Raw genomic sequence first — 26,519 nt, forward strand, 5'->3', positions numbered from 1 at the left:
CGCGCAGTTCCCCGCGCCCCTGGGTGGGTTGCCCGACCCTCAGTTCACAGGCAGTGGAGTCAGGGCAACGGCCAATGGGTACGCACCGGTTGCCAGTGGTGACTTGACGGTGCCGGTCGCCGTGTCCACCGGTACCAGGGTGTTGCCGTCGGCCGTCGTGACGTAGGCCGTGGCGCCGTTCCAGTCGAGGGATACGTCGAAGGCCGACCTGCCGACCTCGACCGTGGTGCCGAGGGCGCCGGTCACCGTGTTCACCGGGGTGATCGTGTCGCCGTTGCTCGGGCTGACCCACAGGGTGCGGCCGTCCGGGGACAGACCGAGACCGTAGGCCTGGCCGGTGACCAGGAAGGTCGGCTCGGTGTCGTTCGTCGCCGTGTCGATCGGGGTCACCGTGGAGCCGCCGGAGTCGGAGACGTAGACGGTCTTCGAGTCGGGGGCGGCCACGACGTCGAAGGGGCTGGGGCCGACCGGGATCGCCGTACCCGCCTTGTCGGTGGCGAGGTCGACCGGGGTGACCGTGTCGTCGTGGATGTTCGCCACGTAGAGGGTCCTGCCGTCGGGGGTGACCGCCATGTTCTCGGGGCCGTCGCCGACCGTGACCGGTGTCCCGGTGCTCAGGGTGGCCGTGTCGATCGACTGCACGGTGCCGTCCGTGTAGTTGGCGACCCAGAGAGTGTCACCGTCCGGGGTGAGTGCCAGGCCCGCGGGGACCTTGCCCACGGCGACCGTGGCGGTGACCTTGCCGCTCGCCACGTCGATCACGCTGACCGTGTTGCTGCCCTGGTTCGCCGCGTACGCGGTACGGCCGTCCGCGCTCACCACGACCTCGCCGGGGTTGGCGCCGACGGCGATGTCCGTCATGGTTCCGGAGGCCAGGTCGATCGAACTCACCGACGCGCCACTGAAGTTCGCCGTCAGGGCTCGGGGTGTCCCGGTGCCGTCCGTGACCCGGACCGGCAGGGCCCGGTCGAGGATGCCGGTGCCTTCGACGACGACCGAGTGCACGCCCTCCGTCCTGCCCGTGAGGGTGATGGTGGCCTTGGTGTCGGTGCCTTCCGAGGGCGTGGCGGTGACGCCGTCCGGCACGTCGAGCTTCCACCTGACCGTCTTTCCCCGGGTGTCCGAGAGGTCGAGGGTGACCGTGGCGGAGGCTCCGGGCTTCAGGGAGAGGGATGCGGGGGAGAAGGAGGCGTCCACTCCGGGGTCGGGGGCGTTCTCCAGCATCGTCGTGTACAGGAACTGGTCCATCACGCCGGGCGAGACCTGCTGCGGTATGGCGTCCAACTCCTTGCGTTCCCGCTGGAGTTGCGTCCAGTACGTCGAGACCGCGTCCGTGTCACCGGCCTTGTGGGCCAGCAGCAGCCGCACGGCCGTTTCGCCCGCGCCGCCGTAGCGGCCGAGCTTGTCGAGCCAGGCGGAGGTCTCGTCCAGGAAGCCCGGGTTGCCGAGGTGCGCGCGCAGCTCGGCGGGGGTGGCCGCCATGTCGGCGAAGTAGCTCGTGAGGGCCGTCGCGGCCCGGTCGAGCCCGCTGCCTTGTTCGTAGGCCTTGCGGAAGGCGGCGATCAGCCGGGTGAGAGTGGGGGACTCGGTCGCGTCCAGCTGGGAGGAGTAGTTGTTCTCGGCGAAGATCCGCAGCCACTTGGCGGCCTTGGGGCCCGCCAGGTCCTCGACCGAGGCGAGGAACGCCTTGCGCGGGTCGTAGGCGTGCGGGTTCCAGAGGTAGGCGGCCGAGGTGAAGAGGGCCAGTCGGCTCGCCTCGCCCTGGACCATCGGGTTGGCGGTCACTCCGGTCGCCGCCGCGGCCACGCCCGGCTCGCGGCCCGTGTAGGGGCCGAGGAGGAGGCGGCTGGTGACGTAGTCGTTGACCGGGTAGTTGTCCCAGACCAGGATCGGGTGGCCGTAGACCTCGCGGGCCTGCTGCAGTTGCTCGGTGGTGAGGGTGGGCGCGATGACACCCACTCCGGTCCACTCCACGACCACGGACGGGTCCAGCTTCTCCCTGAGGGCCTTCTTGTACGGGGAGTCGGCGAGGTCGGAGTACTCGGTGGGGACCGTCTCCAGCGGCTGGAGGTCCGGGTGCGTGGCGGAGAAGTCCTTCCAGACGGTGTTGAGCAGACGGGCCTGCGCGGTCCCGGCCGCACCGCCGCCCGTGCCGAACTCCCGCTCGTCCTCGGGGCAGTTCCACTTCGTGTAACTGATGTCGTCCAGCGGGATCGCGAACGAGCGGACACCGATCGCGTACAGCGAGTCGAACTTGGCGGTGAGCGCCCTGACGTCGGCGGCGGAGGAGTAGCACACCGACAGGCCGGGGGAGAGGGCGTAGGTGAAGCGGACGTGGTCGGCGTCGGCCCGGTCGACCAGTTCCTTCAGCTGCGCCAGCGCCGCTGCCGGGTACTCGTCCCGCCAGCGGGCGCGCAGGTAGTCGTCGTCCTTGGGGGAGTAGACGTAGACGTTCTGCTTCGTACGGCCGTAGAAGTCGAGCTGGGCGAGCCGCTCGGCGTGCGTCCAGGGGGTGCCGTAGAACCCCTCGATGACTCCCCGGAGGGCGGCGGTGGGCCAGTCGCGGACCGTAACCACGGGCAACCCGCGTCGGCCGTCGAGGAGTTGGCGCAGGGTCTGGGCGGCGTAGAAGGTGCCGGTGGGGTCGACACCGGAGAGGGCGAGGAGGGCCTGGCCGTGGCTGCGGCCGGAGGCCAGGACATAGCCGCCGGAGGCGAGGCCGGACGGGGAGGCGGCGCCCAGGCGGGTCAGGGCCCGGGCGGTGGCGGGGTTCTCGCCGGGGCCGCCGAGGTAGACGGTCAGGCCCGACGGGGGCGGCCGGTCACCGGCGTCGACCTTCGTGATGTGCTCCGCCCCGGCCGCTTCGAGAGCCGCCTCGACGACCCTTCGGGCGGAGGGATCGGTGCCGGGGCCGACGACCTCGACCACCCGGTCGGGGACGGGGAGCCGGCCGGGGCCGACGGTCGTCCGCTGGGGCGTCGGCCAGATCTCCGGCACGGGCTGCCGGGGCTCGGCCGAGGCGGGGGCCGCGGGGGCCGCGAGACCGAACGCCAGCAGCAGGGCGGCGGCCATACATCTGAGATTGATGAATGAATCCACCTGAGAATGCTAAGAGTGTTGAATGTATCATTCAATGGGGCGGGTGTCGCCCGGTGTTCACAGGACCTTCCGGTGCACGAGCGCCGACATGCAGAGCACCCCGGGCAGCAGGGGCAGCCACACCGTCAGGACGCGGTAGCCGATGAGGGTCGCCGTGCCGACGCTGACCGGGACGCCGTAGACGGCGAGGGTGAAGACCATGGCGGCGTCCACCGGGCCGATGCCGCCGGGCGCGGGCACGGACCCGACCGCACTGCTCGCGGCGAGATACGCGAACGCGACCTGCGCCCAGGACAACGTCACCCCGAGCGAGGCGCCGACCGCGTGGATCACGCTCGCCTGGAGCAGGGGCGCCGCGGCCGCGCCGCCCCACAGGGCGAGGACCCGGCTGGGCATGGTGTGCAGCCGGCGGGCGTCGGTCAGGGCGGTGCGCACGAACGTGACCGCGGGACGGCGAAGCGGGCGGACGAGGGTCAACAGCAGGAGCGTGGCGCCGAGTCCGAGCCCCGCGGCCACCAGCGGCAGGAACAGCATGCGCCGGTCCGGGACGAGATCACCGAGCCGCAGCAGACCGGGCAGGGCGACCAGGAAACCGATCAGGACCAGGGTCTTGGCGATCGGTCTGACCAGCGCGTACAGGGCGAGCGAGGCGGTGGCGCGGGCCAGCGGAATGCCCTGCCCCTGGAGGAAGCGCAGGGTGACCGCGTGGGCGCCGAGGCTCGCCGGCAGCACGTGGTTGGCGGCGCCGGCGGCGAACTGCGAGGAGACCAGGAGGCCCGGCGGCAGCCGCTCGGGCAGCGCGCCCTGGCGGACGACGGAGGCGGAGATCCAGCCCAGGCCGGTGTAGAAGAGCCCGACGAGCAGCCAGCCGGGATCGGCCGAGGCCAGCCGCGCGGTGCCGTCGTACAGGGCACGCCAGTCCAGCGCGGCCCATATGCCGATGAGCAGCAGGGGGAGCACGGTGACCAGGCGGCGGGTGAGCCGGGTCAGGGGGCGGCGGGAACCGGCGGGAGCGGGGGCCGGGGGGCTGATCGGGAGCGGGGCCGGGGCGGCGGCGGGGAGCGGACCCGGGGGACCTTCGAGCGGAAGCAGGGACACGGCGCACGTCGTCCTTTCGCGTCATGCCCCGTGCGGGACAGGGGGCATGACGGAGGCAAGGCGATGCAGAGGGGACGAGGGAAACGTTCCCTCTCGGTGTGACGTTCAAATGTCCGGCAGCCGAAGGAGTGCGGGCGGGTGGGCGACACGGGGTGGGGCGGCCTCCCGGGCGAGGGACCGACGCGGGCGGGCGCGCCGCCGGTGCGGGTGCACAGGTCCGCCGGCGCGGGAAATGTCGGAGAGCCCTCATACGAGCGCCTCCGGTCAGCCGTCCCTCAGGTGAGGGGCGGCTGTGGGCACCGTCGAAATCCAGTCAACCGCCGTCCGGAGAGGGAGTCGCGGAATCAGCCCCCTCGCACCGGAGTCAGGCCCCGCCGCCAGGGCCTTTCGTTTGGATCAGGCCGGCCGTGAGGTGCGGTGCTTTTCTGCCGACGCGAGCGGGGTCTGGTGCGTGCAGCCGCAAGGCGGAGGAGGGAGTCGACGCGGAGCGTCGGCGACCGACGACAACGCCGCAGATGGGCGTGCCCAACCCCGCGACGCCGGGCTGATCCAAACGACAGGCCCTAGGCCTGAGCACGGCGACCGACTGGCCGGATCCGGCCAGGAAAGCGCCGACTGCTTCGTCCGTGGACACCGCCCGTCGATATCGTCGAACACGCATCCGTGGGGCGGACGGTACGGCGATCGGGGAACGATGCTCCAGGTACGTCTTCTCGGTCCGGTGGAGGTCTGGGAAGGGAACCGACGGGCCCCGCTGGGCGGGGTCAGACCCCTGGCGGTGCTGTCCGCACTCGTCGTCCACCTCGGCGAGGTGCTCTCCACCGAACGGCTCGTGGACTGTGTCTGGGACGAGCAGGCGCCCGCCACCGCCAGCGCCCTCGTCGCCACCCATGTCTCCGCGGTGCGCCGCGCCCTGGCCGGTGTCGGCGAGGCGGAGGTGATCCGCACCCGGCCCCCCGGATACGTCGCCGATCTCGACGCCTCCCAGGTCGACGCCCGCCGCTTCGAGGACCTGCTCACCTCCGCCCGGACCCGGGCCGCCGAGGCCCGCGCGGACGAGGCCGCCGAGCTGCTGTCCGAGGCGCTGGGGCTGTGGCGGGGGCAGGAGGCCCTCGAAGGGCTGGGTCAGTCGTTCGCCCGGATCGAGGCGGCCCGGCTGGCCGAACTGCGGCTGGTCGCCCAGGAGGAGTCCTTCGGGCTCCAGCTGGAGCTCGGCCGCGCGGACCGCACCATCGCGCCCCTGCTCGCGCACGTCGCCGCCCACCCCCTCCGGGAACGGCCGCGCGGCCAGCTGATGACCGCCCTGTTCCGCACCGGACGGGTCTCCGACGCCCTGCGCGCCTACCAGGAGGGCCGCGAGGTCCTGCGCGAGGAGCTGGGCATCGACGCCGGGCCGCAACTGCGGGCGCTGCACAAGGCCGTCCTCACCAACGACCCCGCCCTGCTGGGCCCCGGCTCCCCGCCGCACGGCTCGGCACGGCTCGGCACGGACGCGCGCTCCCACGATCCGTCCGGCTCCGGCGCACGCTCCCACGACCCCTCGCTGCCCGGCCCCGGCTCCGGCCCGTCCTCCCGGGAGACCGCCGCCGCATCGAAGGCCCGGCCGCGGACCCCGGACCGTACGGCCTCGACCGGCGGTGCACCCGCCGCGCCGGCTCCGAGACCCGCCCCCTCCCATCTCCCCCCGGACATAGCCGACTTCGTCGGCCGGTCGGACCAGATCGACTGGGCCGTCACCCTGCTGGGCCGCGTCGACGAGCCCGGCCGCACCGCCCCGCCGATCGGGGTCATCTCCGGGCGCTCCGGCACGGGCAAGACCGCGCTCGCCGTGCACGTCGGCCATCGCACCGCGGAACGCTTCCCGGACGGCCGCCTGTTCGTGGACCTGCGGGCCGCCGACACCGCCCCCCTGCAGCCGGCCGACGCCCTCGCCCGGCTGCTGCGCGCCATGGGCGCGGAACCGGAGACGCTGCCCAGCTCCGTCGAGGAACTGACGGGGCTGTACCGCACGTACACCGGGCACCGCCGCATTCTGCTGATCCTCGACAACGCCGCCGGTGAGGCCCACGTGCGGCCGCTGCTGCCGCCGGGTCCCGGCTCCGCCGTGCTCGTCACGAGCAGGCGACGGCTGGTGGCGCTGGAGGGCGCGGCGCACCTGGATCTGACCGTTCCGGACGAGGAGGAGGCGCTGGAACTCCTGCGCCGGGTCGCCGGCCCGGACCGGGTCCGCGCGGAGCCGGAACAGACCGCCGAGATCGTCGCCCTGTGCGGACGGTTGCCGCTCGCCGTGCGCATCGCCGGGGCACGGCTCGCCGCCCGGCCGCACTGGGTGCCCGGCCGGCTCGCCGCCCGGCTGCGGGACGAGCGGCTGCGGCTCAACGAACTGCGCGCCGGGGACCTGGAGTTGCGCACCAGCCTCGAACTGGGCTACGCCGACCTCGACCCGCAGGAACAGCGCGCCCTGCGCCGGCTGGCTCTGCTCGACCTGCCCGACTTCGCGGCCTGGATCGCCGCACCCCTGCTGGACATCGGCACGGAGGAGGCCGAGGAGGCCGTCGAGCGGCTCGTGGACTGCCACTTCATCGATGTGATCGGCGTGGACGGCACGGGCCGCGGCCGCTACCGCATCCACGACCTGGCCCGTGAACACGCCCGCGAGCGCTGTCTGTCGGAGGAGAGCGCCGAGGAGCGGGCGGCGGCCGTGCGGCGCCTCGTGGAGTGCTGGCTGGGGCTGGCCGAGAAGGCCGCCGCGCGGGGCCCCGGCGGCGCGGCGCGGTACTTCCCCGAACCGGCCGCCGTACGGCCCCTGGACCCGGCCGATCCGCGGGCCGAGGAGGAGCTGCTCACCCGGCCCACGGCCTGGTTCGCCGCCGAACAGGCCGGTCTGCTGGCGGCGGTGGAGTACTGCGCCGACCACGGGATGGACCGCGCGGCCCGGGACCTCGCCGGCGCGCTGATCGCGAGCTCGGTCGCGCTGTACAACCAGTTCGACGCCTGGTCCCGCTCGCACACCGCGGCCATGGCGGCGGTGCGGCGCAGCGGAGACGGCGAGGGCGAGGCGTGGCTCCTCACCGGCCTCGGTCAACTGCGCTACGAACAGGACGAGTTCGAGGAGTCGTACGCCTACTTCCGGGACGCGCTACGGCTGTTCGAGGGCCATGACGACGTCCAGGGCGCGGCCCAGGCCCTGCTCGGCATGGCCACGGCCCGGCGTGAACAGGCCTGCTATCCGGAGGCGTTGGAGCTGCTCGGCCGGGCCCTGGAGGGGTACGGGCGGCTCGACGACCGCGGTGCCCGGGCCCGGGTGCTCTACGGCCTCGGCTACGTCTACCGGGAACTGGGCGAGGACCCCGCCGCCCGCGAGGCCTTCGCGCAGGCCCTGGAGCTGTACCGCGCGGAGGACGACAGGCACGGCGAGGCGCTGGTGCTGCGCGCGGTGGCCCTGTGCCACCGTGCGGAAGGGGAGTACGCGGACGCCGAGCGGCTGCTGCGGGGCGTGCTGCGGGCCTTCACCGACCTCCACGACTCGTTCGGCGTGATGTACACGGAGCAGTCGCTGGCGAAGGTGGAGCTGCGGCTCGGGCGCCTGGACGTGTCGCGCGAACGCCTCGGACGGTGCCTGGAGCTGGCCCGGGAGCGGCAGGACCGGTTCGGCGAGGCGCTGGTGCTGCGGACGCTGGGCGAGTGGCAGCTGGCCGCCGGTGACGCCGCGAGCGCCCGGGACCCGTTGGAGCGGGCGCTGTCGCTCTGGGAGGCGCTGCGGCTGCCGCTGTGGCGGGCGCGGACGCTGTGGAACCTGGCGGAGGTGTGGGAGGCCACCGGGGAGAGGGACGCGGCCTCCGGAGCCCGGGCCGAGGCGACGCGCTTCTTCCGGGAGTCGGGGGCGCGGGAGGCGAGAGAGGCGGGAGAGACAGGGGAGGCACGGGAGCGGCCCTAGACGGGACGGAGGGCGCCACGAGGACGCCGCGGAACCCCTGGTCCGGCGCTTGCAGGCGATCTGCAGAGCAATTGCAGAGCCCCCCGGGAAGCTCTTCCCGTGACCGACATCATCACGCTCGCGGACCCCAGGGTTGCCGCGGTGACGCACGACGAGTGCGGCGAACCGCTCGTCGACCTGCGGGAGGAGGGGCAGTTGCTCCTCGACACCCGGCAGGCCGACGACGACGGGAGCTACGCCCATCTGAGGGCCGGTGCGCTGCAGCGGCTCCTGCGGGCGCAGCGGCTGCTGCCCGCGGGGATCCGGTTGCTGGTCGTCGAGGGGTACCGGCCGCCCGACCTCCAGCGCCGGTACTTCGAGCAGTACGCGGCGACCATGCGGCGGGACCACCCGGACGCGGCTCCCGAGCGGATCCGCGAGCTGGCGAGCGCGTACATCTCGCCGCCGGAGGTCGCCCCGCACGTCAGCGGCGGCGCGGTCGACCTGACCCTGTGCGACCACGCCGGCCGCGAACTGCCGCTCGGCACCGAGGTCAACGCCACCCCGGAGGAGAGCGCGGGCGCCTGCCGCACCGACGCGCCCGGCATCGGCCCCGAGGCACGCGAGTACCGGGCCCTGCTGGGCCGGGTGCTGAGCGCGACCGGGTTCGTCAACTACCCGACGGAGTGGTGGCACTGGTCGTACGGCGACCGGTACTGGGCCCTGCTGCGCCGGGTACCGGCCGCCCGCTACGGCCCCGCGGACCCGCCCCGCCCTCCGGCCTGACCACCGGAGCGGGGCGGCGCACGACGACCGCAGTGAGAAGACGCCGCGAGGGATCACCGCAAGGGATCACCGCAAGGGGGAAAGAGATGCAGCACAGCCACGCCACCTGTCCACCACCACCGCGCGAGGCCGACGACCGGATGAGCCCGGGGGACTTCGACGCGTCCTTCACGGCCGACATGCCACGCCTGCGACGACGGCTGCTGGCCCTGACGGGCAATCCGTACGACGCCGACGACCTGCTCCAGGAGACCTATCTGCGGCTCTCCCGGCGGGCCCGCTCCCAGAGCCTGGCACAGCAGCAGCACCCGTACGCCTACACCTGCGCGGTCGCCCTCAACCTGCTGCGCGACTCCTGGCAGCACCCCTCCCGTCGCGAGCGCACCACGGACCAGCTGCCCGAAGCCGGCTGGGACGGCGGACTCGACTCCTACGAGGCCTCCGCGACGGCGCTCGCGCTGCTCGGCATGCTCTCCGAGAAGGAGGCCGCCGCGGTGATCCTCGTCGATCTGGAGGGACTCACCCACGACACGGCAGGGGAGCGGCTCGGCGCCCACCGCGGCACGGTCCAGCGCAACCGTCTGCGCGGCCTCGCCAAGATGCGTGCCGCCCTCCACCACTAGCCCGGATGGCACACCCCCACGGGGGTGGGGTGTGCCATCCGTGTCTCCCACCGTGTCTCCCACCGTGTCTCCCACCGGCGTCACCGGCATCCCGCCGACGCCACCTCGACGAAGGAAGAGTCCCTTGCAGACCACCTGCACGCGCCGCCGGACCAGCGGCGCGATCCTGGGCGCCTCGGCCCTGGCGCTCACCGCGTTCTTCTCCGCCCCGGCCCACGCCGCCCCGGCCGCCGCGGACGCCGACTGCGGTGTCCTCGCGTCCGGCGCCTCGGCCACCGCGCAGGCCGCCGTCGACGCCGCCTGTTCGCAGATCGGCGTCTGGTACAGCTGGGGCGGCGGCCACGCGGCCACCCCCGGCGCCAGCTACGGCTTCTACGACGGCTCCGACCCGGACAGCCTCCACGACGGCGAGCGCAAGGGCTTCGACTGCTCGGGCCTGATGCGGTACGCCTACTACCGGGCGACCGGCAAGGACCTGCTCAACGGCACGGCCGACGACCAGTTCCACACCTCTCAGGCCTCCGCCCGGTTCTCCGCCGGGCAGGGCACCGCCCCGCTGGTGCCGGGCGACCTGATGTTCTGGGGCAGCGGGCACATCCACCATGTCGCCATGTACCTGGGCGGCGGCCAGATGGTCGAGGCCTACGAGTCGGGCACCCACATCAGGGTCACCTCCGTGCGCACCGGCGGCGACTACGCGGGCGCGGTCCGGATCAACGGCTCCGGCACCCCCGTCCCGCCGCCCGCGAACGGCGGCACGGTCTTCGAGACCTGGGGCACCGGCGTGCGCACGCACCGGTCGCCGAGCGTGGGCTCCGCCGTCGTCGACACCTTCGCCGGGCCGACCCAGGTGTCCGTCCAGTGCCAGCAGCACGCGGAGACCGTGACCGCCGAGGGCTACACCAACGACGCCTGGGCCAAGCTCGCCGACGGCTCGTGGGTGACCAACATCTACATCAAGGGCCCGGCCTGGCTGCCCGGCATCCCGGACTGCGGCGGCAGCAGCACCCCGCCGCCGTCCGGCGGCAGCAAGGCGTTCCAGACCTGGGGCACCGGGGTGCGCACCCACAGCGAGCCCAACGTCAACGCCGGCGTGGTCGACTACTTCGCCCAGCCGACCACGGTCAACGTGGTCTGCCAGAAGCACGCCCAGGAGGTCACGGCCGAGGGCTACACCAACGACGCCTGGTCGAAGCTGACCGACGGCTCGTGGGTGACCAACATCTACATCAAGGGCCCGGCCTGGCTGGACGGCGTGGCCACCTGCTGACCCCACCCCCCACCCCCACCTGTCCGGGCCGGCCGCGCACGGCCGGCCCGGACGGGGTCCTCACCACCCCGTGAGCAACAGGTGGTTGAGGAGCAGCGCCAGCACGGCCTGCCCGGCGAGCCAGCCGCGCGCCCCCGTCAGAAAGGCGCACGCGGGCAGCAGCCACGCGGCGAACGGCAGCCAGATCCGCTCGGTCTCCGCCTTGCTCATCCCGGACAGGTCGGCGACGAGCAGCGCCAGGAGCGCGCTCAGCACCAGCAGACAGAGCCGGAGATCGCCACGCTCCGACCACCTGGTCCAGGGGCGCGGGGCACCGCGCGACCAGCGCCCGCCGTGCCACAGCCGAACGACGGTCCGCCGCACCCCCGCCACCGTCGCCGGCCCCACGATCAGCACCGTGCACGCCAGGTTCGCCCACACCCAGTACCCGTACGGCCGGACCCCGCCCGCCCCCTGGTAGTACCGCGTCACCAGCAGCCGGTACCCCTCCCACCAGGCGAACCCCGACACGGTGAACAGCACCGGCACGACCACGAAACCGGCCAGGGCGAACAGCAGCGGGCGACGGGCGGAGCCCAGCAGCAGCACCGCCCCCGCGACGACGGCCAGGAGGGTCAGGCCGTACGACAGGTACACGGTCAGACCGAACAGCAGCCCGGAGCAGAAGCCGTACGGTCCCGGCCGGAACCCCCGCACCGCGAGGGCGAGCAGGGTCACCGCCCACGCGGCCACCGCCGCGAAGTACCCGTCGGCCGACGTGCCCACCCACACCGCGGCCGGGGCCAGCACCAGGAAGGGCGCGGCGCGGCGGGCGAGCGACTCGTCGGTGAGGGTCCGTACGGCGATCAGGACCGCGACCGCCGCGGTCGTGCCGACGGTGATGCACCAGGTCCCCGCCCAGCCCCCGCCGCCGAGCCCGGCCCGGTCGAGCAGGACGAAGGTGAGGGTCGCGCCCGGGGGATGCCCGGCGACATGGGCGCCCCAGTTGTCCGGCGAGTCGATCAGGATGTGCCCGGTGAAGTCCCGCAGGGCCGCCGGGATGTCGTGGAAGCGACCGACGGCCCGCAGGTACTCGTTCCTCGTGGTGAGCTGCTCGGCGACGCCCCGGTGCCAGCCGTCCACGAGGGCCAGGGACCACGTCCAGGCCATGCCCGCGCCCCAGACGGCGAGCAGCAGGGGTCGCCAGGGGAGCCGGGCGGCGAGCGAGGGGCCGTGGACCACCACGGCGGCCGCGACGACCAGCGCGGCCGGGGTGCCGGGGCCGAGGTGAGGGTCCCAGCTCGCCAGCAGGGGCGGCCAGCCGACCCGCAGCGAGCCGTTGCGGTGCTGGATCGCCGTGCCGACCAGGACGGCGGTCAGCACGAGGAGCGCGGCGCACACGGCCGCGTACAGGTCACGAAGGAGGTCCCGGTTCACCCGGACGACGCTAGGCCGCACGTCCACCGCCGGACGGCTGACATGCGAGGACGTCAGAGTTTCGTCATGGTTCGCGGGCCCGTTGACGGGGTGGCGCGGGCCTACCGTCGGGACATGGCACGGTCTCCCTTCGCACCCTCCTTCTGGCGCAGCCCACTGCGCGGCCCCTGGCTCACCTCGGTCCTCGGGATCGTCCTCCTCGGCGGCATCACCCTGCTGTTCGTGACGGGCCTGCTGTCGTACGCGGCCTACAACCCGGACCTCGCGCCGGTGAACGACAAGACCCCGGACAAGGGCGTCCTCGGCTTCTACCTCTTCTCCTGGCCGACCGACCCGCACTGGCTCTACCGGCTGGACCAGGGGGTCCACGTCACCCTGGGCATCACCCTGATCCCCGTCCTGCTGGCCAAGCTGTGGTCGGTGGTGCCGAAGCTGTTCACGCTGCCGCCCGCGCGCTCGCTCGCCCACGCCCTGGAGCGGATCTCGCTGCTGCTGCTGGTCGGCGGTGCCCTGTTCGAGTTCGTGACCGGGGTGCTCAACGTCCAGCTGGACTACCTCTTCCCGGGCTCCTTCTACCCGTTGCACTTCTACGGGGCGTGGGTGTTCTTCACCGCGTTCGTCGCCCATGCCGTGCTGAAGACGCCGCTCGCGCTGCGCAACCTCCGCCGGCTTCGGGAACCGCGCGAGGAGCAGAGCGAGTTGGTGTCCCCGGACCCGGCCGAGCCGACCGTCTCGCGGCGCGGGGCGCTCTGGTTCGTCGGAGGCGGTTCGCTGCTGCTGTTCCTCACCACGGCCGGGCAGAGCTTCGACGGCTTCCTGCGCAGAACGGCCCTCCTCGCCCCGCACGGCGGCGCCGAGCCGGGGTCCGGGCCGGGCGGCTTCCAGATCAACAAGACCGCCGCGTACGCGGGGATCGACCCGGCCGAGACCGGTGAGGAGGCCTGGCGGCTGGTCGTCACGGGCCGCGACGGCCGCACGGTCCGCCTCGGCCGCGCCGAACTCCTCAGGCTGCCGCTGCACAGCTCGGCGCTGCCCATCGCCTGTGTGGAGGGCTGGTCGACCTCCGACCAGTGGTGGCGCGGGGTACGGCTGCGGGACCTCGCGGCGCTCGTCGGCTACGAGGACGATCCGCCGGACGTCTTCGTGGAGTCGCTGCAACGGCACGGTGCCTTCCGGCGGGCGGCCCTGCGCTCCAACCAGGTCGCCGACCCGCGGTCCCTGCTCGCCCTGTTCGTCAACGGGGAGGACCTGACCCCCGACCACGGCCACCCGGCCCGGATCATCGTGCCCGCGGCGCCCGGTGTGCTCAACACCAAGTGGGTGGCGCGGCTGACCTTCGGAGACCTGTGATGCGCATCCCTCTCGGCAGCCCCCTCCAACTGCTCCTGCTCGTCTGCTCGTTCGCCCTCGCGGGATATGCGGGGGTGCGGCTGCTGGCAGGGGACTGGTTCGGGGTCGCGCTGTGGTTCGTCGGGGCGGCCGTCCTGCACGACCTGGTACTGCTGCCGCTGTACGCGGCGGCGGACCGGGCGCTGGTGAAGACGGCGGGGCGGCACGTCCTGTACGTGCGGGTCCCCGCCGCCTTCTCCCTGCTGCTCCTGCTGGTGTGGTTCCCGCTGATCAGCGGGCAGGTCGCGGACCGTTACGCCCGGGCGACCGGCCTGTCCCCGGACGGCTTCCTGGCCCGCTGGCTGCTGGTGACGGCCGTGCTCTTCGGCGGTTCGGCGGTGGTCTTCGTCGTCCGGCGGCGCAGGGCGACGAAGCAACGGCCGCCCGCCGTCCACTGATCCACGGACACCCAGCCGGAGCGGGCGGCGTGCCGCAGCAGGGCGGGGGTGCCGAGCCGGGCCCAGGGGAACGGGTCGCCGGCCGCGCCCCGGGCGTCGGTGACATGCACCTGGACCCGCTCGTCGAGCTCCGGGTCGGTGACCGTCTCGGCCATCAACAGGCCCCCCGGCCGCAGGAGTTGGGCGGTCCGGTCGAGCAGGGCCCGCGGGTCGCCGCCGATGCCGACGTTGCCGTCGATCAGCAGCGCGGTGCCCCAACGGCCCTCGCCGGGAAGGGACTCGAAGACGGACCGCCGCAGGGCCTGCCCGCCGAGCGCGATGGTCCGTTCCACCGCCGCCTCGCTCACGTCGATGCCGAGCACCCGCCGGCCACGGGCCCCGAGCGCGGCGACGAGCCGCCCCGGACCGCAGCCGACGTCCAGCACCGCACCCTCGCAGCGCCGCAGCACCTCCAGGTCCGCGGCATCCGCGGCGGCGCACCAGCGCTCCAGTTCGAGCGGGAGCAGCCAGCCGTCGGAGCGGCGCAGGAAGAGCGGCCCGCGGCCGGTGCGCAGGGCCCGCGCATAGGGGTCGGCGGACCAGGTGCCGTCGTCACCGGAGGGAATGTCGTACGGCCGGACATCGACGCCCGGCAGTGCCGGCCGGGGACCGGGAAGGGTACCAGGCGCCGACGATGCCGCCGCCGTGACCGGTTCCGCGTCCGCTGCGTCGGGCCGTACGGGTGCCGTGTCCGCGGCGGGCCGTGTCGCCACGCCGGCCTGTGGCCCCCTCACCGCGACACCCCGGCGAGCCGGGTCAGCTGCGCCGCGAACCGTCCGTCCGGCGCCGCCCGTGCGACCAGTTCCGCGTCGAACGCCGTGTCCACGTCCCGCAGCGGCGGCAGTTCCCGCACCCGCAGCCCGCTCAGCCGGGCCCGCTGGGCCGCGCCGGTGCGGGGCGTCGACATGGGGACCCCGCGCAGCCGGGCCGGGTCGGGTTCGGCAAGTCCCAGGGCCCAGAAGCCGCCGTCCTCGGCCGGCCCGAAGTACGCGTCGCAGTCGGCGAAGTCCACCGTGAGCAGCTCAGGAGTCACCTGGGGCGTGTCCATGCCGATGAGCAGGGCCGGTCCTTCGCAGCCCGCGAAGGCCGCGGCCAGCCGTTCGTCGAGGCCGCCCGCGCACTGCCGTACGACCTCGAAACCCGGCGGCATCCAGGGGCCCGGCGTGCCCTCCAGGACCAGCACCCGGCGCCGGGCCGGGGTGCGGGCCACGACGTCGAGGGTGTCCGCGAGGGACGCCTCGGCCAGCGCGGCCGCCTGTTCGGGCGTGAACGGCGGGGTGAGCCGGGTCTTGACCCGCCCCGGCCGCGGCTCCTTGGCGATGACGAGCAGCGTGGTCACGCGCGCACCCCCGTCTCGTTCAGGACCTGACTCATGTCCCGCACCGCCTGCCAGGTGCCCCGCCAGGTGCCCGTCACCTTGGAGGCGCCGGTGCGCGGGTGGTACGGCACGTCGTGCTCGGTGATCCGCCAGCCCGCGTCGGCCGCCCGCACCACCATCTGCAGGGGATAGCCGCTGCGCCGGTCCGTCAGGCCGAGGGCGAGCAGCGGTTCGCGCCGGGCTGCCCGCAGCGGGCCCAGGTCCCGCAGCCGCAGACCGGTGCGGCGGCGCAGCAGCCGGGCGAGCGCGAGGTTGCCCGCCCTGGCGTGCGGCGGCCAGGCGCCACGGGCCTGCGGGCGGCGCCGGCCGAGCACGAGGTCCGCCTGACCGGCCAGCACCTCGGCCACGAACGGCACCAGGTCCGAAGGGTCCAGGGAGGCGTCGCAGTCGCAGAAGCACACGATGTCGGCCGTGGCCGCGGTCAGCCCCGCATGGCAGGCGGCGCCGAAGCCGCGCCGCTCCTCGCGGACGACGGTCGCGCCGAGGGCGTGGGCGATGCTGGCGGAGCCGTCCGTGGAGCCGTTGTCGACGACAAGCGCGCGCCAGCCCGGCGGGATGCGTTCCAGCACCCACGGCAGGGCCCCGGCCTCGTCCAGACAGGGCAGCACGACGTCCACGGACGCCGCGGGTTCGTTCACTGAGGGGGTCGTCACGAGATTCACCCTACGAACATGAACCGGACAAACCGGGCTACGGCTCCTTACGAAACAAGGACGTCGGCGGCCGCCTGCGGCACATTCGCGCGCGCGGTGCGAGGCTGGCGGCATGGAGCAGCAGCAGTACGCACAGACCCGGCCCCGGGTGCTCGTCGTCGACGACGACCCCACCGTCGCCGAGGTGGTCTCCGGCTACCTCGACCGGGCCGGATACCTCGTGGACCGGGCCGCCGACGGACCCGAGGCGCTCGACCGCGCCGCCGCGCACCGCCCCGACCTCGTCGTCCTCGACCTGATGCTGCCCGGCATGGACGGCCTGGAGGTGTGCCGCCGGATGCGGGGGCGCGGGCCGGTGCCGGTCATCATGCTCACCGCCCGCGGCGACGAGGACGACCGGATCCTGGGCCTGGAGGTCGGCGCCGACGACTACGTCACCAAGCCCTTCAGCCCCCGCGAACTGGTGCTGCGCGTCGAGTCCGTGCTGCGCCGCGCGCGGCCCGCCCAGCAGTCCGGCGCCCTCCGCGCGGCGGGGCTGAGCCTCGATCCACAGGCCCGCCGCGCCGTGAAGAACGGCACCGAACTCGCCCTCACCATCCGCGAGTTCGACCTCCTCGCGTTCTTCCTGCGGCATCCCGGCCGGGTCTTCGGCCGCGAGGACCTGATGCGGGAGGTGTGGGGGTGGGACTTCGGCGACCTGTCCACGGTCACCGTCCACGTCCGCCGGCTGCGCGGAAAGGTCGAGGACGACCCGGCGCGCCCGCGGCTCATCCAGACCGTGTGGGGCGTCGGATACCGCTTCGAAGACGCCGCGGAGAGCGAGGCCCGGTCATGAGCGACATGCTCCTCATCGCCCTCTACGCCTTCCTCGGTGCCGTCGCCGCCGGGCTCCTCGGCGCCTGGGTGCTGCTGCTGATCCGCAGCCGCTCGCTCTCCCTGCACCTCACCGTGGTGGCCGCCGTCGGCGTCACCGCGATGCTGGCCGGCACCCTCGCGGTCGCCCAGGCCATGTTCCTGTCCGGACACGACCTGAGGGTCGTCACCACCGTCGTCCTGATGGCCGCCGTGGTCTCGCTGGCCACCGCCCTGCTGCTCGGCCGCTGGGTCACCGCCCGCAGCCGGGCCCTCGCGCTCGCCGCCCGCTCCTTCGGCGACGGCGGCGACTTCACCTCGCCCGGCGGCCCCACGACCGCCGAACTCACCGACCTCAGCCGCGAGTTGGAACTCACCAGTGCCAAACTCGCCGAGTCCAGGGAGCGGGAGCGCGCCCTGGAGTCCTCCCGGCGCGAACTCGTCGCCTGGATCTCCCACGACCTGCGCACCCCGCTCGCCGGCCTGCGCGCCATGTCCGAGGCCCTGGAGGACGGCGTCGCCGCCGACCCCGCCCGCTATCTGCGGCAGATCCGCACCGAGGTCGAACGCCTCAACGACATGGTCGGCGACCTCTTCGAACTCTCCCGCATCCACGCGGGGGCGCTGGCGCTGAGCCCGAGCCGGATCTCCCTGTACGACCTCGTCTCGGACGCGCTCGCGGGTGCCGACCCGCTGGCCCGCGCGCACGGTGTACGGCTCGTCGGCGACCGGGTGGCGGCCGTGCCGGTGGAGGTGGACGGCAAGGAGATGAGCCGAGTGCTCGGCAACCTGCTCGTCAACGCCATCCGCCGCACTCCCGCCGACGGCACGGTCGCGGTGGCCGCCGAGCACCGCGCGGAGGGGGTCGTCGTGTCCGTCACGGACGGCTGCGGCGGCATCCCCGAGGAGGATCTGCCGCGTGTCTTCGACACCGGCTGGCGCGGCACCCACGCCCGCACACCACCTGCCGGGGCGGGACTCGGCCTCGCGATCGTCCGGGGCATCGTCGAGGCCCACGCGGGCCGGGCCACCGTACGCAATGTCCCGGGCGGCTGTCGCTTCGAGGTGGTGCTGCCGTCGGCGGCTTCCTGAGCAATGGTGGTGCCGCCCGCGGCCGCTTTCTTTCACGGGCGGCACCACCGGTCCACCGCGGCTACGCGTCCCGCATCCCCGCGCCCGCGAACTCCCGCATTCCCTCGGCGAATCCGACCTCCGCCTTCCACCCCAGCTCCGCCCGCAGCCGCGCCGAGTCCGCCGTGATGTGCCGGACGTCGCCGAGGCGGTACTCCCCGGTGACCACGGGCTCGGGACCGCCGTACGCCTCCGCGAGCGCGCGGGCCATCTCGCCCACGGTGTGCGGCTCGCCGCTACCGGTGTTGTACGACGTGAGCGCGCCGTCCCGCGAACCCGCCTCCAGCGCGGCCACGTTGGCCGCGGCCACATCCCGCACATGCACGAAGTCCCGGCGCGCTGACCGCCGTCCTCGAAGACGCGCGGGGCCGCACCGCGGGCGAGCGCGGACCGGAAGAAGGAGGCGACGCCGGCGTACGGGGTGTCGCGGGGCATGCCCGGCCCGTACACGTTGTGGTAGCGCAGGGCCACCGCCGTACCGCCCGTGGCCCGGGCCCAGGACGCCGCCAGATGCTCCTGGGCGAGCTTGGTCGTCGCGTACACGTTCCGCGGGTCGACCGGGGCGTCCTCGCCGACCAGATCCGGGGAGAGGTCCGCGCCGCACCGCGGGCACGGCGGCTCGAAGCGCCCCGCGTCCAGATCGGCGACGGCCCGTGGACCCGGCCGCACGGTCCCGTGCCGGGGGCAGGCGTAGCGGCCCTCGCCGTACACGACCATCGACCCGGCGAGCACCAGCCGCCGTACCCCCAGCTCGGCCATGGCGGCCAGCAGGACCGCCGTACCCGTGTCGTTGTGGGAGACGTACCGCGGGGCGTCGGCGAAGTCCACGCCCAGGCCGACCATGGCCGCCTGATGGCACACCGCGTCCACGCCGCTCAGGGCGCGGCGGACGGCGTCGGGGTCCCGCACGTCGGACGCCGGGTCGGACCGGACGTCGTACAGGAGGGGCTCGTGGCCGTGTGCCGCGAGCGCCTCGACGATCTGGGACCCGATGAAACCGGCACCGCCGGTGACCAGTACGCGCATGCCCTCACGCTAGGGCCGTGACGCGCCCGGAAGGCCGGGCCGCGCCCGCACGTCACGGCTTCGTAAGACTCAGCGGCAGCGACACCGTGAACACCGTCGAGCCGGGCACGCTGGCCAGCTCGATCGTGCCGCCGTGCGCCCGCACCAGGGAGCTCGCCACCGCGAGGCCGAGGCCGCTGCCGCCCCGGTCCCGGCTGCGGGCCTTGTCGACGCGGTAGAAGCGGTCGAAGACCCGCTCCTGGTCGGCGGCCGGGACACCGGGCCCGGCGTCCGCGATCCGCACCTGGGCGTGCCCGTCCCGCACCCGCACGCCGACCGACACCGCCGTGCCGGCCGGGGTGTGCACGGCCGCGTTGGTGAGGAGGTTGTCGACGACCTGGCGCACCCGCTGCGGGTCGAGGCGCAGCTTCAGTGCCTGCGGGCCCTCCTCGAAGGACAGCGGATGGTCCGGGTGGCTCGCGCGGAAGGCGTCGGCCGCGTGCTCCACCAGCTCCACCAGATCCACCTCGACGGGCCTGAGCGGGGTCTCCACCTCCGCCGCGTCCAGGCGGGCGAGCAGCAGCAGGTCGTCCAGCAGGAAGCCCATGCGGGCGGCCTCGGCGCGCAGCCGGGCCAGGTGCTTGTCGCGCTCCTCGGGGGCGTTGGCGGCGGCGTACTGGAAGAGGTCCGCGTAGCCCCGCACCGACATCAGGGGCGTGCGCAGCTCGTGCGAGGCGTCCGCGACGAACCGGCGCAGCCGCTGCTCGGCCGCCGCGCGGACCGCGAGCGAGTCGTCGATGTGCTCCAGCATGGTGTTGAACGCCGTCCGCAGCTCCTCGACCTCCGGCCCGCCGCCCCGCTTGTCGGCGCGCAGCGGCAGCCGGGACGCCGACTCGGTCAGGTCGTGCAGGGCGATGCCGTGCGCGGTGTGCGCCATGTCGCTCAGCGGCTTCATGCCCCGGCGCAGCAGCTTGCGGCCGACCACCACGAGCGCCAGCAGGGCGAGCCCGAAGGCGACGACCTGGACCGTGATCAACCGCCGTACCGTGGCGTCGATGTCGGCCATCGGAGCCGCGCTGACCAGGACCACCCCGGGCTCGACCTCGCAGGCGCGCAGCCGGTACTCGCCCTGGCCCTTCAGGTGCTCGGTGGCCAGGACCTCGGTGTGCGCGACGGTCTGCGCCTTCGCGACGCCGGTGAACTCCTCGACGTCCTCCGGCAGGTCGGAGGGGTCCTCCGGCCTGCGCAGCCGCGGGGTGCCGTCCTTGACGTCGTACACGGCGTAGTACCAGGCCCAGTACTTCTTGCCCGCGAGGGTGCCGGACTCGGCGATGCTCTTCGACTGGGCGACCTGGGCGAGCGACAGCTGCTCGTTGAGCTGGGCCGACAGATAGTCCCGCATGTACGTCGTCAGCGCGGTGCCCACGACCGCGAACACCACCAGGGCGAGCGCCCCGAGCCCCAGCGCCAGCCGGGTCCCCAGCCGCATCCTCCGGTACGCCGACCGCACCCGGCCGGGGAGGGACCTCACTCGGCGGCCTGCCGGATGACGTACCCGAAGCCCCGCACGGTGTGGATCAGCGGTTCACCCGCGTCGTCCAGCTTGCGGCGCAGCCGGCTGACGACCAGCTCGACGACGTTGGAGCGCCCGCCGAAGCCGTACTCCCACACATGGTCGAGGATCTGCGCCTTGGTGAGCACGGTCGGCGACTTGCGCATCAGGTACCGGAGCACCTCGTACTCGGTCGGGGTGAGCGTGAGCAGTTTGTCGCCGCGGCGCACCTCGCGGGTGTCCTCGTCCATCGTGAGGTCCGCGACCCGCAGCACCGAGCGCTGGAAGCCGGGCCCGGCGCTGCGCCGCAGCACGGTCCGCAGCCGGGCCATCAGCTCCTCCACCGCGAACGGCTTGACCAGGTAGTCGTCGCCGCCCCGGGTCAGCCCCGCCACCCGGTCGGCGACCGCGTCCCGCGCCGTGAGGAACACCACGGGCACCATCGTGCCCGAGCGCCGCAACCGGTCCAGGACACCGAAGCCGTCGAGGTCGGGCAGCATCAGATCGAGCACCACGATGTCGGGACGGAACTCGGCGGCGCGGCTGAGCGCCTCCTCACCGGAGTTGGCGGTGACCGCCTCCCAGCCCTCGTAGCGGGCGACCGTCGCCACGAGATCGGCGATCGGCGGGTCGTCGTCCACGACGAGGAGTCGTACTTTTTCCACCCGCTCATAGTGCTTCACAGCGGCCGGAAAGCCAGAGCGGGGTGGCGCCCGTGAGCAGATCGATAAGCTCTTGAAAGTTGTACGACAGCTGATCGACAGCTCCCGCCGGACAAGCTCGGTTGTCCACTCGGTTATCCAGAGGCCCCGACCAAGGAGCTACGACCCGTGACGACCGTCCAATCGCCCCCCGCGCCCCCCACGGCGATCAAACGCCCCCGGGTGGTGGCCCGCACCGGGCTCTACGCCGTGCTGGCCGCCAACGCGGCCGTGGTCGCCTTCTTCTTCGCCCAGGCCGGCTTCGCCTCCAACGCGCTCATCGTGCTCGGCCGCCTCACCGGCCTGTACGCCGCGCTCATCATGGCCTTCCAGCTGGTCCTGGTGGCCCGGCTGCCCTGGCTCGACCGCCGCATCGGCATGGACCGGCTGACCTCCTGGCACCGCTGGACCGGCTTCGGCATCCTGTGGACGCTCCTCGCGCACGTCGTCTTCATCAGCTTCGGCTACGCCGAGGGCACCGACACCGGCCCGATCGGTGAGATCGTCGACCTCGCCGAGACCACCGAGGGTGTGTTGCGCGCGGTCGTCGCGTTCTGCCTGATCCTCGTGGTCGGCGCGGTCTCCGCCCGCTACGCCCGGCGCCGGCTCGCCTACGAGACCTGGCACTTCATCCACCTGTACACCTACGTCGCCGTGGTGCTCGCCTTCACCCACCAGGTCGCCGTCGGCACCACCTTCGCCTCCTCCTCCGTCGCCACCGCCTACTGGTACGTCGTCTGGGGCGTGGCCCTCGGCTCGGTCGTCCTGGGCCGCGCGGTGCTCCCGCTGTGGCGCAACTGGCGCCACCAGTTCCGCGTCACCGCCGTCGTCCCCGAGAGCGACAACGTCGTCTCGATCTACATCAGCGGCAAGGACCTCGACCAACTCCCCGCCCGTGCGGGCCAGTTCTTCCTGTGGCGCTTCCTGACCGCCGACCGCTGGTGGCAGGCCAACCCCTTCTCCCTCTCCGCCGCCCCCGACGGCCGGACCCTGCGCCTGACGGCCAAGGCCGCCGGCGAGGGCAGCGCCGCCCTGCGGCACGTCAAGGTCGGCACCCGCGTCTTCGCCGAGGGCCCCTACGGCGCCTTCACCGCCCTGCACCGCACCCGCCCCGAGTCCGTCCTGATCGCCGGAGGTGTCGGCGTCACCCCCATCCGGGCCCTCCTGGAGGAGGTGCAGGGCCACGCCGTCGTCATCTACCGGGTCGGCTCCGACCGGGACGCCGTCCTCTACGACGAGCTGCGCGACCTCGCGCTCGCCAAGGGCGCCGAACTCCACCTGGTCACCGGCCCGCCGGTGCCCGACAAACTCGCGGCCGGCGAGCTGGCGCGGCTGGTGCCCGACATCGCCGAGCGGGACGTCTTCCTGTGCGGACCGCCCCCGATGATGAACGCGGTCCTGGGCAGCCTGCGCGAGCTGGACGTGCCCAAGCCGCAGATCCACTTCGAACGCTTCAGCCTGGCGGGATGAGGAACAGACCGTGAAACGAGCCATACCCGTCGTCGTCCTGAGCATCGCGGGCCTGGTCCCCGTGTGGCTCTACCAGCCGTCGAGCGGCACCTCCACCGACCAGGCCACGACGCCCGCGCCGTCGACGTCCTCCTCCGGGACGTCCGGTACGCACGTGGTCACGACCACGACGATCGACACGGAGAAGGGCCCTGTACAGCTCCAGGTGACCTTCGCCGGCACGAAGATCACCGCCGTGAAGATGCTCCAGCAGCCCGACCACCCGCAGACCGAGGCCGCCGTGCCGAAGCTCGTCGCGGAGACGCTGCAGGCGCAGAGCGCGGACATCGACACCGTCTCCGGTGCCACGATCACCAGCGAGGCCTACAAGAAGTCCCTCCAGGCCGCGATCGACGACAACGCGAAGACGGCGTCCTCGTCTCCCGCCGCCTCTGCCTCCGCCGCTTCGGCCTCCCGGACCGTCGACGGCACGGCGGTCGACACGGAGAAGGGCACCGTCCAGGTCCAGGTGACCTTCGAGGGCGACAAGATCGGCGCCGTGCGGATGCTCCAGCAGCCGAACCACCCGCAGACCACCGCGGCCGTGCCGAAGCTCGTCGCGGAGACGCTGCAGGCGCAGAGCGCGGACATCGACACGGTGTCCGGTGCGACCATCACCAGTGAGGGCTACAAGGAGTCCCTCCAGGCCGCGATCGACGCGAAGGGCTGAGGCACCGGGCATGCTGCACCGCGTCGAACACGTCATGGGGTTCCCGGTCTCGCTCCGGGTCGACGACGAGCACGTCCCCGAGTCCGCGGCGGACGCGGTGTTCGCCTGGCTGCGCGAGGTCGACGCCCGGTTCAGCCCCTTCAAGGAGGACAGCGAGGTCTCGCGGTACGACCGGGGCGAGCTGTCCGCCGCCGACCTGAGCGCGGACCTGCGCGAGATCCTCGACCTGTGCGAGCACTACCGGATCGCCACCGGCGGCGCCTTCGACGTACGGCTGCCCGGCCGCCGTCTCGACCCCTGCGCGGTGGTCAAGGGCTGGTCGGTGCAGCGGGCGGCGGAGCTGTTGGCCGCGGCGGGCGCGACCCGGTTCGTCCTCAACGCCGGAGGTGACGTGGTCGCCGCGGGCGGCCCCTGGCGGGTGGGCGTACGGCATCCGGAACACGCCGACAAGCTCTGCACGGTCCTCTCGCTCGACGGCGGGGCGGTCGCGACCTCCGCGCGCTACGAGCGGGGCGACCACATCGTCGACGGCCGCACCGGAGACGCGGCGACGGGCCTCCTCAGCCTCACCGTCGTGGCCCCCACCCTCACCGAGGCCGACTCGGTCGCCACGGCGGCCTTCGCGATGGGCCCCGAGGGCGTCGACTGGGCGGCCTCCCTGGAGGGCTGCGAGGTGTTCGCGGTGGACGCCGGGCGGCGGGTGCTGCGTACGCCGGGCTTTCCCGCGGCCGCCTGAACGGACACCACGAGGGCGGGCCGCCGGTGAACCCACCGGCGGCCGCCCGCTGTCCGTGTCGGTCAGCCGACGTCGGAGGCGTCCAGGCGGTACAGGCCGCTGTAGGCGCTCACCGCGGTGCCGTTCTTCTTGACCCAGGTGGAGATCTCGGAGTTCGTGGACTGGCCGCCCTCGCTGCTGACGACGATGTAGTGCAGCTTGCCGGACTTCACCAGGCTCTTGAGCTTGGCGAGGGTCATCGCGTCGTCGGAGCCGGACCAGCCGCCCATGGAGATCACCGGCTGACCGGACTCCAGGATGAGCGAGGAGGCGGTCTGGTCGGTGGCGACCGCGACCAGCCAGGTGGCACCGTCCTGGTTCTTCTTCAGGTACGAGACCATCGCGGAGGAGACCTGGGTGCCGGTGCCACCCGTACCGGTGCTTCCCTTACCGGTGCTTCCCGTACCGGTCGGGGGCTGTCCCTGGGACGGGGCGCCGGAGGTGCCGGAGCCGGTGGCACCGCTGGTACCGCCGCTCGGGCCACCGCTGCCGCTCGGTCGCTGACCGCCCATGCCGCCCCCGCCCATCCCGCCCGTGCTCGGACCGGCCGTCGGGTTCGTGCCGTTGGTGCTGGAGGAAGCCGCCGACGCCGAGTACGCGGCGGGACCCGCGAGCAGGGCGACGACCGCCGCGAGGGCCGCGATGCCGGTCAGCCGCTGCCGTCCGGTGAACCGGCCGAGCAGCAGCCCGGTCACCGCGACCGCACCCGCGACCCCGGCCACGACCTCGGCCACCGTGTACGGCGTCCCGGAGCCGGAGACCCGCTGGAGCAGGACCACCGCCCACACCGCGCTGACCGCGATCGCGCCCGGCAGCACCCAGCCCCACCGGGCGAACGAGCCCTCCCGGAAGGCGCGGTACAGCATCACCCCGCCGATGCCGGCCAGGGCCGCCACGCCCGGCGCCATCGCCGTGACGTAGTAGGGGTGGAAGGTGCCCTCGGCGAGGGCGAAGGTCAGGTAGTGCAGGACGAACCAGCCGCCCCACAGCAGCAGCGCCGCCCGCTTCGGGTCCGTGCGCGGCGCCCGGCCGCGCAGCACCAGGCCGCCGATCAGCGCGACGAGGGCGAAGGGGATCAGCCAGGAGATCTGGCCGCCCATGATGCTGTTGAACAGCCGGTACAGGCCCGCCTCGCCGCCGAAGCTCGCGCCGTTGCCCTGCGACCCGACCGAGGAACTCGCCCCGAAGATCCGGCCGAAGCCGTTGTACCCGATGACCAGGTCCCACACGGTGTTGTCCGTGGAGCCGCCGATGTACGGCCGGGAGGAGGCGGGGACGAGATCGACGACCACCATCCACCAGGCGCTGGAGACGACCAGCGCGACGGTGCCCACGGCGAGGTTGCGGATCCGCCTGCCCAGGCCGAGCCGCGTGGCCCAGAGGTAGACGAGGAAGAAGACCGGCAGGACGACGTACGCCTGCATCATCTTGGTGTTGAACGCGAAGCCGATCGCGACCCCGGACCACACCAGCGGCATGAGGCGTCCGGTGCGCACGGCCTTCATCAGCGCGGCCGCGCCGAGCAGCATCAGGAAGACCAGGACCGGGTCGGGATTGGTGTCCCGGGTGATGGCGACGGTGATGGGCGTGAGGGTGAGCGCGAGCCCCGCGATCGTGGCCGCGACGGCGCCGAAGTCCCGCTTGACCACGCGGTACAGCAGGGCCACCGAGCCGGTGCCGGCCGCGACCATCGGCAGCATCAACTGCCAGGTGCCGTAACCGAAGGCCCGGGCGGACAGGCCCATCACCCACAGGGCGAAGGGCGGCTTGTCGACCGTGATGAAGCTGCCGGAGTCCAGGGCGCCGAAGAAGAACGCCTTCCAGCTCCTGGTGCCGGAGTAGACGGCCGCGTCGTAGAAGGTGTTGCCGGTGACGGACGACAGGTTCCAGGCGTACAGCGCCGTGGCCAGCACCAGGATCGCCCAGAGCGCGGGGCGGGCCCAGCGCGGGTCCTCCGGGGCACCGGTGAACAGTCTGCGCAGCCGGCTGCCCGCGGCGGGCGGCGCGGCCCGGTGCCCGCCGTCCTGGGCGGTCGGCGCGGGCGGTGGGGCGAGGGTCGTCATGGCAGGCACTCCAGGTCTCCGAGCGGTGGTTGCCCCGACCCTCGGGCCCGGTCCTGGGCGAACCCTGTGGCTGCACTGAACGAAGGATGAGAATCAGGGGACTCACAGGAAGCCCACAGCGGCCCGGGACCGGCCACGGTGACGTCACACAACCGGTCTAGACTCTGCCGGACGGCCTGCTGGACCGGCCGAATGC

19 protein-coding genes and 1 pseudogene are annotated in these 26,519 nt (G+C 73.4%); 10 read left to right on the plus strand and 10 right to left on the minus strand.

The genetic code is table 11. The features are described from left to right. Positions 1–39 precede the first annotated feature (39 nt). Together AQI94_RS25750 and AQI94_RS25755 are read right to left on the minus strand one after the other, a co-directional pair. On the minus strand, positions 40–3,072 hold the full coding sequence (locus AQI94_RS25750; protein ID WP_051833047.1) for a beta-N-acetylglucosaminidase domain-containing protein: 3,033 nt from the start codon (positions 3,070–3,072) through the stop codon (positions 40–42). An 84-nt stretch (positions 3,073–3,156) separates the two neighbouring features. Next, positions 3,157–4,197, minus strand: coding sequence for a lysylphosphatidylglycerol synthase transmembrane domain-containing protein (locus AQI94_RS25755; RefSeq protein WP_031061101.1), 1,041 nt, complete (start codon positions 4,195–4,197; stop codon positions 3,157–3,159). A gap of 694 nt (positions 4,198–4,891) precedes the next feature. Between AQI94_RS25755 and AQI94_RS25760 the strand changes: the two genes are divergently transcribed. The 4 genes from AQI94_RS25760 to AQI94_RS25775 all read left to right on the plus strand — a co-directional run bounded on the left by AQI94_RS25760 (position 4,892) and on the right by AQI94_RS25775 (position 10,792). After that, positions 4,892–8,134 carry an AfsR/SARP family transcriptional regulator gene (locus AQI94_RS25760; RefSeq protein ID WP_062229949.1) on the plus strand — a complete coding sequence of 1,081 codons (3,243 nt, stop codon included), beginning with the start codon at positions 4,892–4,894 and terminating at the stop codon, positions 8,132–8,134. A gap of 99 nt (positions 8,135–8,233) precedes the next feature. Beyond that, entirely contained in the window at positions 8,234–8,899 is a 666-nt protein-coding gene (locus tag AQI94_RS25765) for a M15 family metallopeptidase (protein ID WP_031053257.1), read from the plus strand. 86 nt (positions 8,900–8,985) lie between these two features. After that, positions 8,986–9,522, plus strand: coding sequence for an RNA polymerase sigma factor (locus tag AQI94_RS25770; RefSeq protein WP_031053260.1), 537 nt, complete (start codon positions 8,986–8,988; stop codon positions 9,520–9,522). 124 nt (positions 9,523–9,646) lie between these two features. Beyond that, complete coding sequence (locus tag AQI94_RS25775) at positions 9,647–10,792, plus strand: C40 family peptidase (protein WP_062229950.1); 1,146 nt, start codon at positions 9,647–9,649, stop codon at positions 10,790–10,792. Between the two features lie 60 nt (positions 10,793–10,852). Here AQI94_RS25775 and AQI94_RS25780 read toward each other — a convergent pair whose 3' ends face one another. Further along, on the minus strand, positions 10,853–12,208 hold the full coding sequence (locus tag AQI94_RS25780; protein WP_031051833.1) for a hypothetical protein: 1,356 nt from the start codon (positions 12,206–12,208) through the stop codon (positions 10,853–10,855). Between the two features lie 114 nt (positions 12,209–12,322). Here AQI94_RS25780 and AQI94_RS25785 point away from each other — a divergent pair, with 114 nt between their 5' ends. Continuing rightward, the gene (locus AQI94_RS25785; protein ID WP_031051831.1) at positions 12,323–13,558 is read left to right on the plus strand and encodes a molybdopterin-dependent oxidoreductase; all 1,236 of its coding nucleotides are present in this window, start codon (positions 12,323–12,325) and stop codon (positions 13,556–13,558) included. 292 nt (positions 13,559–13,850) lie between these two features. Here the strand turns inward: AQI94_RS25785 and AQI94_RS25790 are convergent, their stop codons facing one another. Genes AQI94_RS25790 through AQI94_RS25800 form a run of 3 tightly spaced genes read right to left on the minus strand, consistent with a single transcriptional unit; the run spans position 13,851 to position 16,074 of the window. Continuing rightward, positions 13,851–14,747, minus strand: a complete 897-nt coding sequence (locus AQI94_RS25790; RefSeq protein ID WP_404817932.1) for a class I SAM-dependent methyltransferase — start codon at positions 14,745–14,747, stop codon at positions 13,851–13,853. A gap of 17 nt (positions 14,748–14,764) precedes the next feature. Next, positions 14,765–15,373: a TIGR04282 family arsenosugar biosynthesis glycosyltransferase gene (locus tag AQI94_RS25795; protein WP_031051828.1), complete on the minus strand. Its 609-nt coding sequence runs from the start codon at positions 15,371–15,373 to the stop codon at positions 14,765–14,767. Continuing rightward, positions 15,370–16,074: a glycosyltransferase family 2 protein gene (locus AQI94_RS25800; protein ID WP_062229951.1), complete on the minus strand. Its 705-nt coding sequence runs from the start codon at positions 16,072–16,074 to the stop codon at positions 15,370–15,372. Before AQI94_RS25800 ends, AQI94_RS25795 begins: the two co-directional genes overlap by 4 nt. A gap of 103 nt (positions 16,075–16,177) precedes the next feature. On the opposite strand from AQI94_RS25800, the gene AQI94_RS25805 reads away from it, so the two are divergent. Beyond that, the gene (locus AQI94_RS25805) at positions 16,178–16,900 is read left to right on the plus strand and encodes a response regulator transcription factor (RefSeq protein ID WP_031061438.1); all 723 of its coding nucleotides are present in this window, start codon (positions 16,178–16,180) and stop codon (positions 16,898–16,900) included. Further along, on the plus strand, positions 16,897–18,009 hold the full coding sequence (locus AQI94_RS25810) for a sensor histidine kinase (protein ID WP_031061435.1): 1,113 nt from the start codon (positions 16,897–16,899) through the stop codon (positions 18,007–18,009). The genes AQI94_RS25805 and AQI94_RS25810 overlap by 4 nt, the downstream gene beginning before the upstream one ends. A gap of 61 nt (positions 18,010–18,070) precedes the next feature. Here AQI94_RS25810 and AQI94_RS25815 read toward each other — a convergent pair. From AQI94_RS25815 to AQI94_RS25825, 3 genes and pseudogenes are all read right to left on the minus strand, one after another. Further along, positions 18,071–19,074: pseudogene (locus AQI94_RS25815) on the minus strand (NAD-dependent epimerase/dehydratase family protein). 52 nt (positions 19,075–19,126) lie between these two features. Further along, positions 19,127–20,542, minus strand: coding sequence for a sensor histidine kinase (locus AQI94_RS25820; protein ID WP_062229952.1), 1,416 nt, complete (start codon positions 20,540–20,542; stop codon positions 19,127–19,129). A 38-nt stretch (positions 20,543–20,580) separates the two neighbouring features. Beyond that, on the minus strand, positions 20,581–21,270 hold the full coding sequence (locus AQI94_RS25825) for a response regulator transcription factor (protein WP_031061426.1): 690 nt from the start codon (positions 21,268–21,270) through the stop codon (positions 20,581–20,583). A 165-nt stretch (positions 21,271–21,435) separates the two neighbouring features. On the opposite strand from AQI94_RS25825, the gene AQI94_RS25830 reads away from it, so the two are divergent. The 3 genes from AQI94_RS25830 to AQI94_RS25840 are packed head-to-tail and all read left to right on the plus strand — an operon-like array spanning position 21,436 to position 24,221. Further along, complete coding sequence (locus tag AQI94_RS25830) at positions 21,436–22,776, plus strand: ferredoxin reductase family protein (RefSeq protein WP_031061423.1); 1,341 nt, start codon at positions 21,436–21,438, stop codon at positions 22,774–22,776. Positions 22,777–22,786: 10 nt separating this feature from the next. Next, complete coding sequence (locus AQI94_RS25835; protein WP_031061420.1) at positions 22,787–23,485, plus strand: FMN-binding protein; 699 nt, start codon at positions 22,787–22,789, stop codon at positions 23,483–23,485. A gap of 10 nt (positions 23,486–23,495) precedes the next feature. Then, positions 23,496–24,221 (plus strand): FAD:protein FMN transferase, encoded by a 726-nt coding sequence (locus AQI94_RS25840; protein WP_031061417.1) that lies wholly within the window; start codon positions 23,496–23,498, stop codon positions 24,219–24,221. 62 nt (positions 24,222–24,283) lie between these two features. Here AQI94_RS25840 and AQI94_RS25845 read toward each other — a convergent pair whose 3' ends face one another. Continuing rightward, complete coding sequence (locus AQI94_RS25845; protein WP_062229953.1) at positions 24,284–26,323, minus strand: ArnT family glycosyltransferase; 2,040 nt, start codon at positions 26,321–26,323, stop codon at positions 24,284–24,286. Positions 26,324–26,519 lie beyond the last annotated feature (196 nt).

The organism is Streptomyces pseudovenezuelae (assembly GCF_001513955.1).
GTDB classification, from domain to species: domain Bacteria; phylum Actinomycetota; class Actinomycetes; order Streptomycetales; family Streptomycetaceae; genus Streptomyces; species Streptomyces pseudovenezuelae.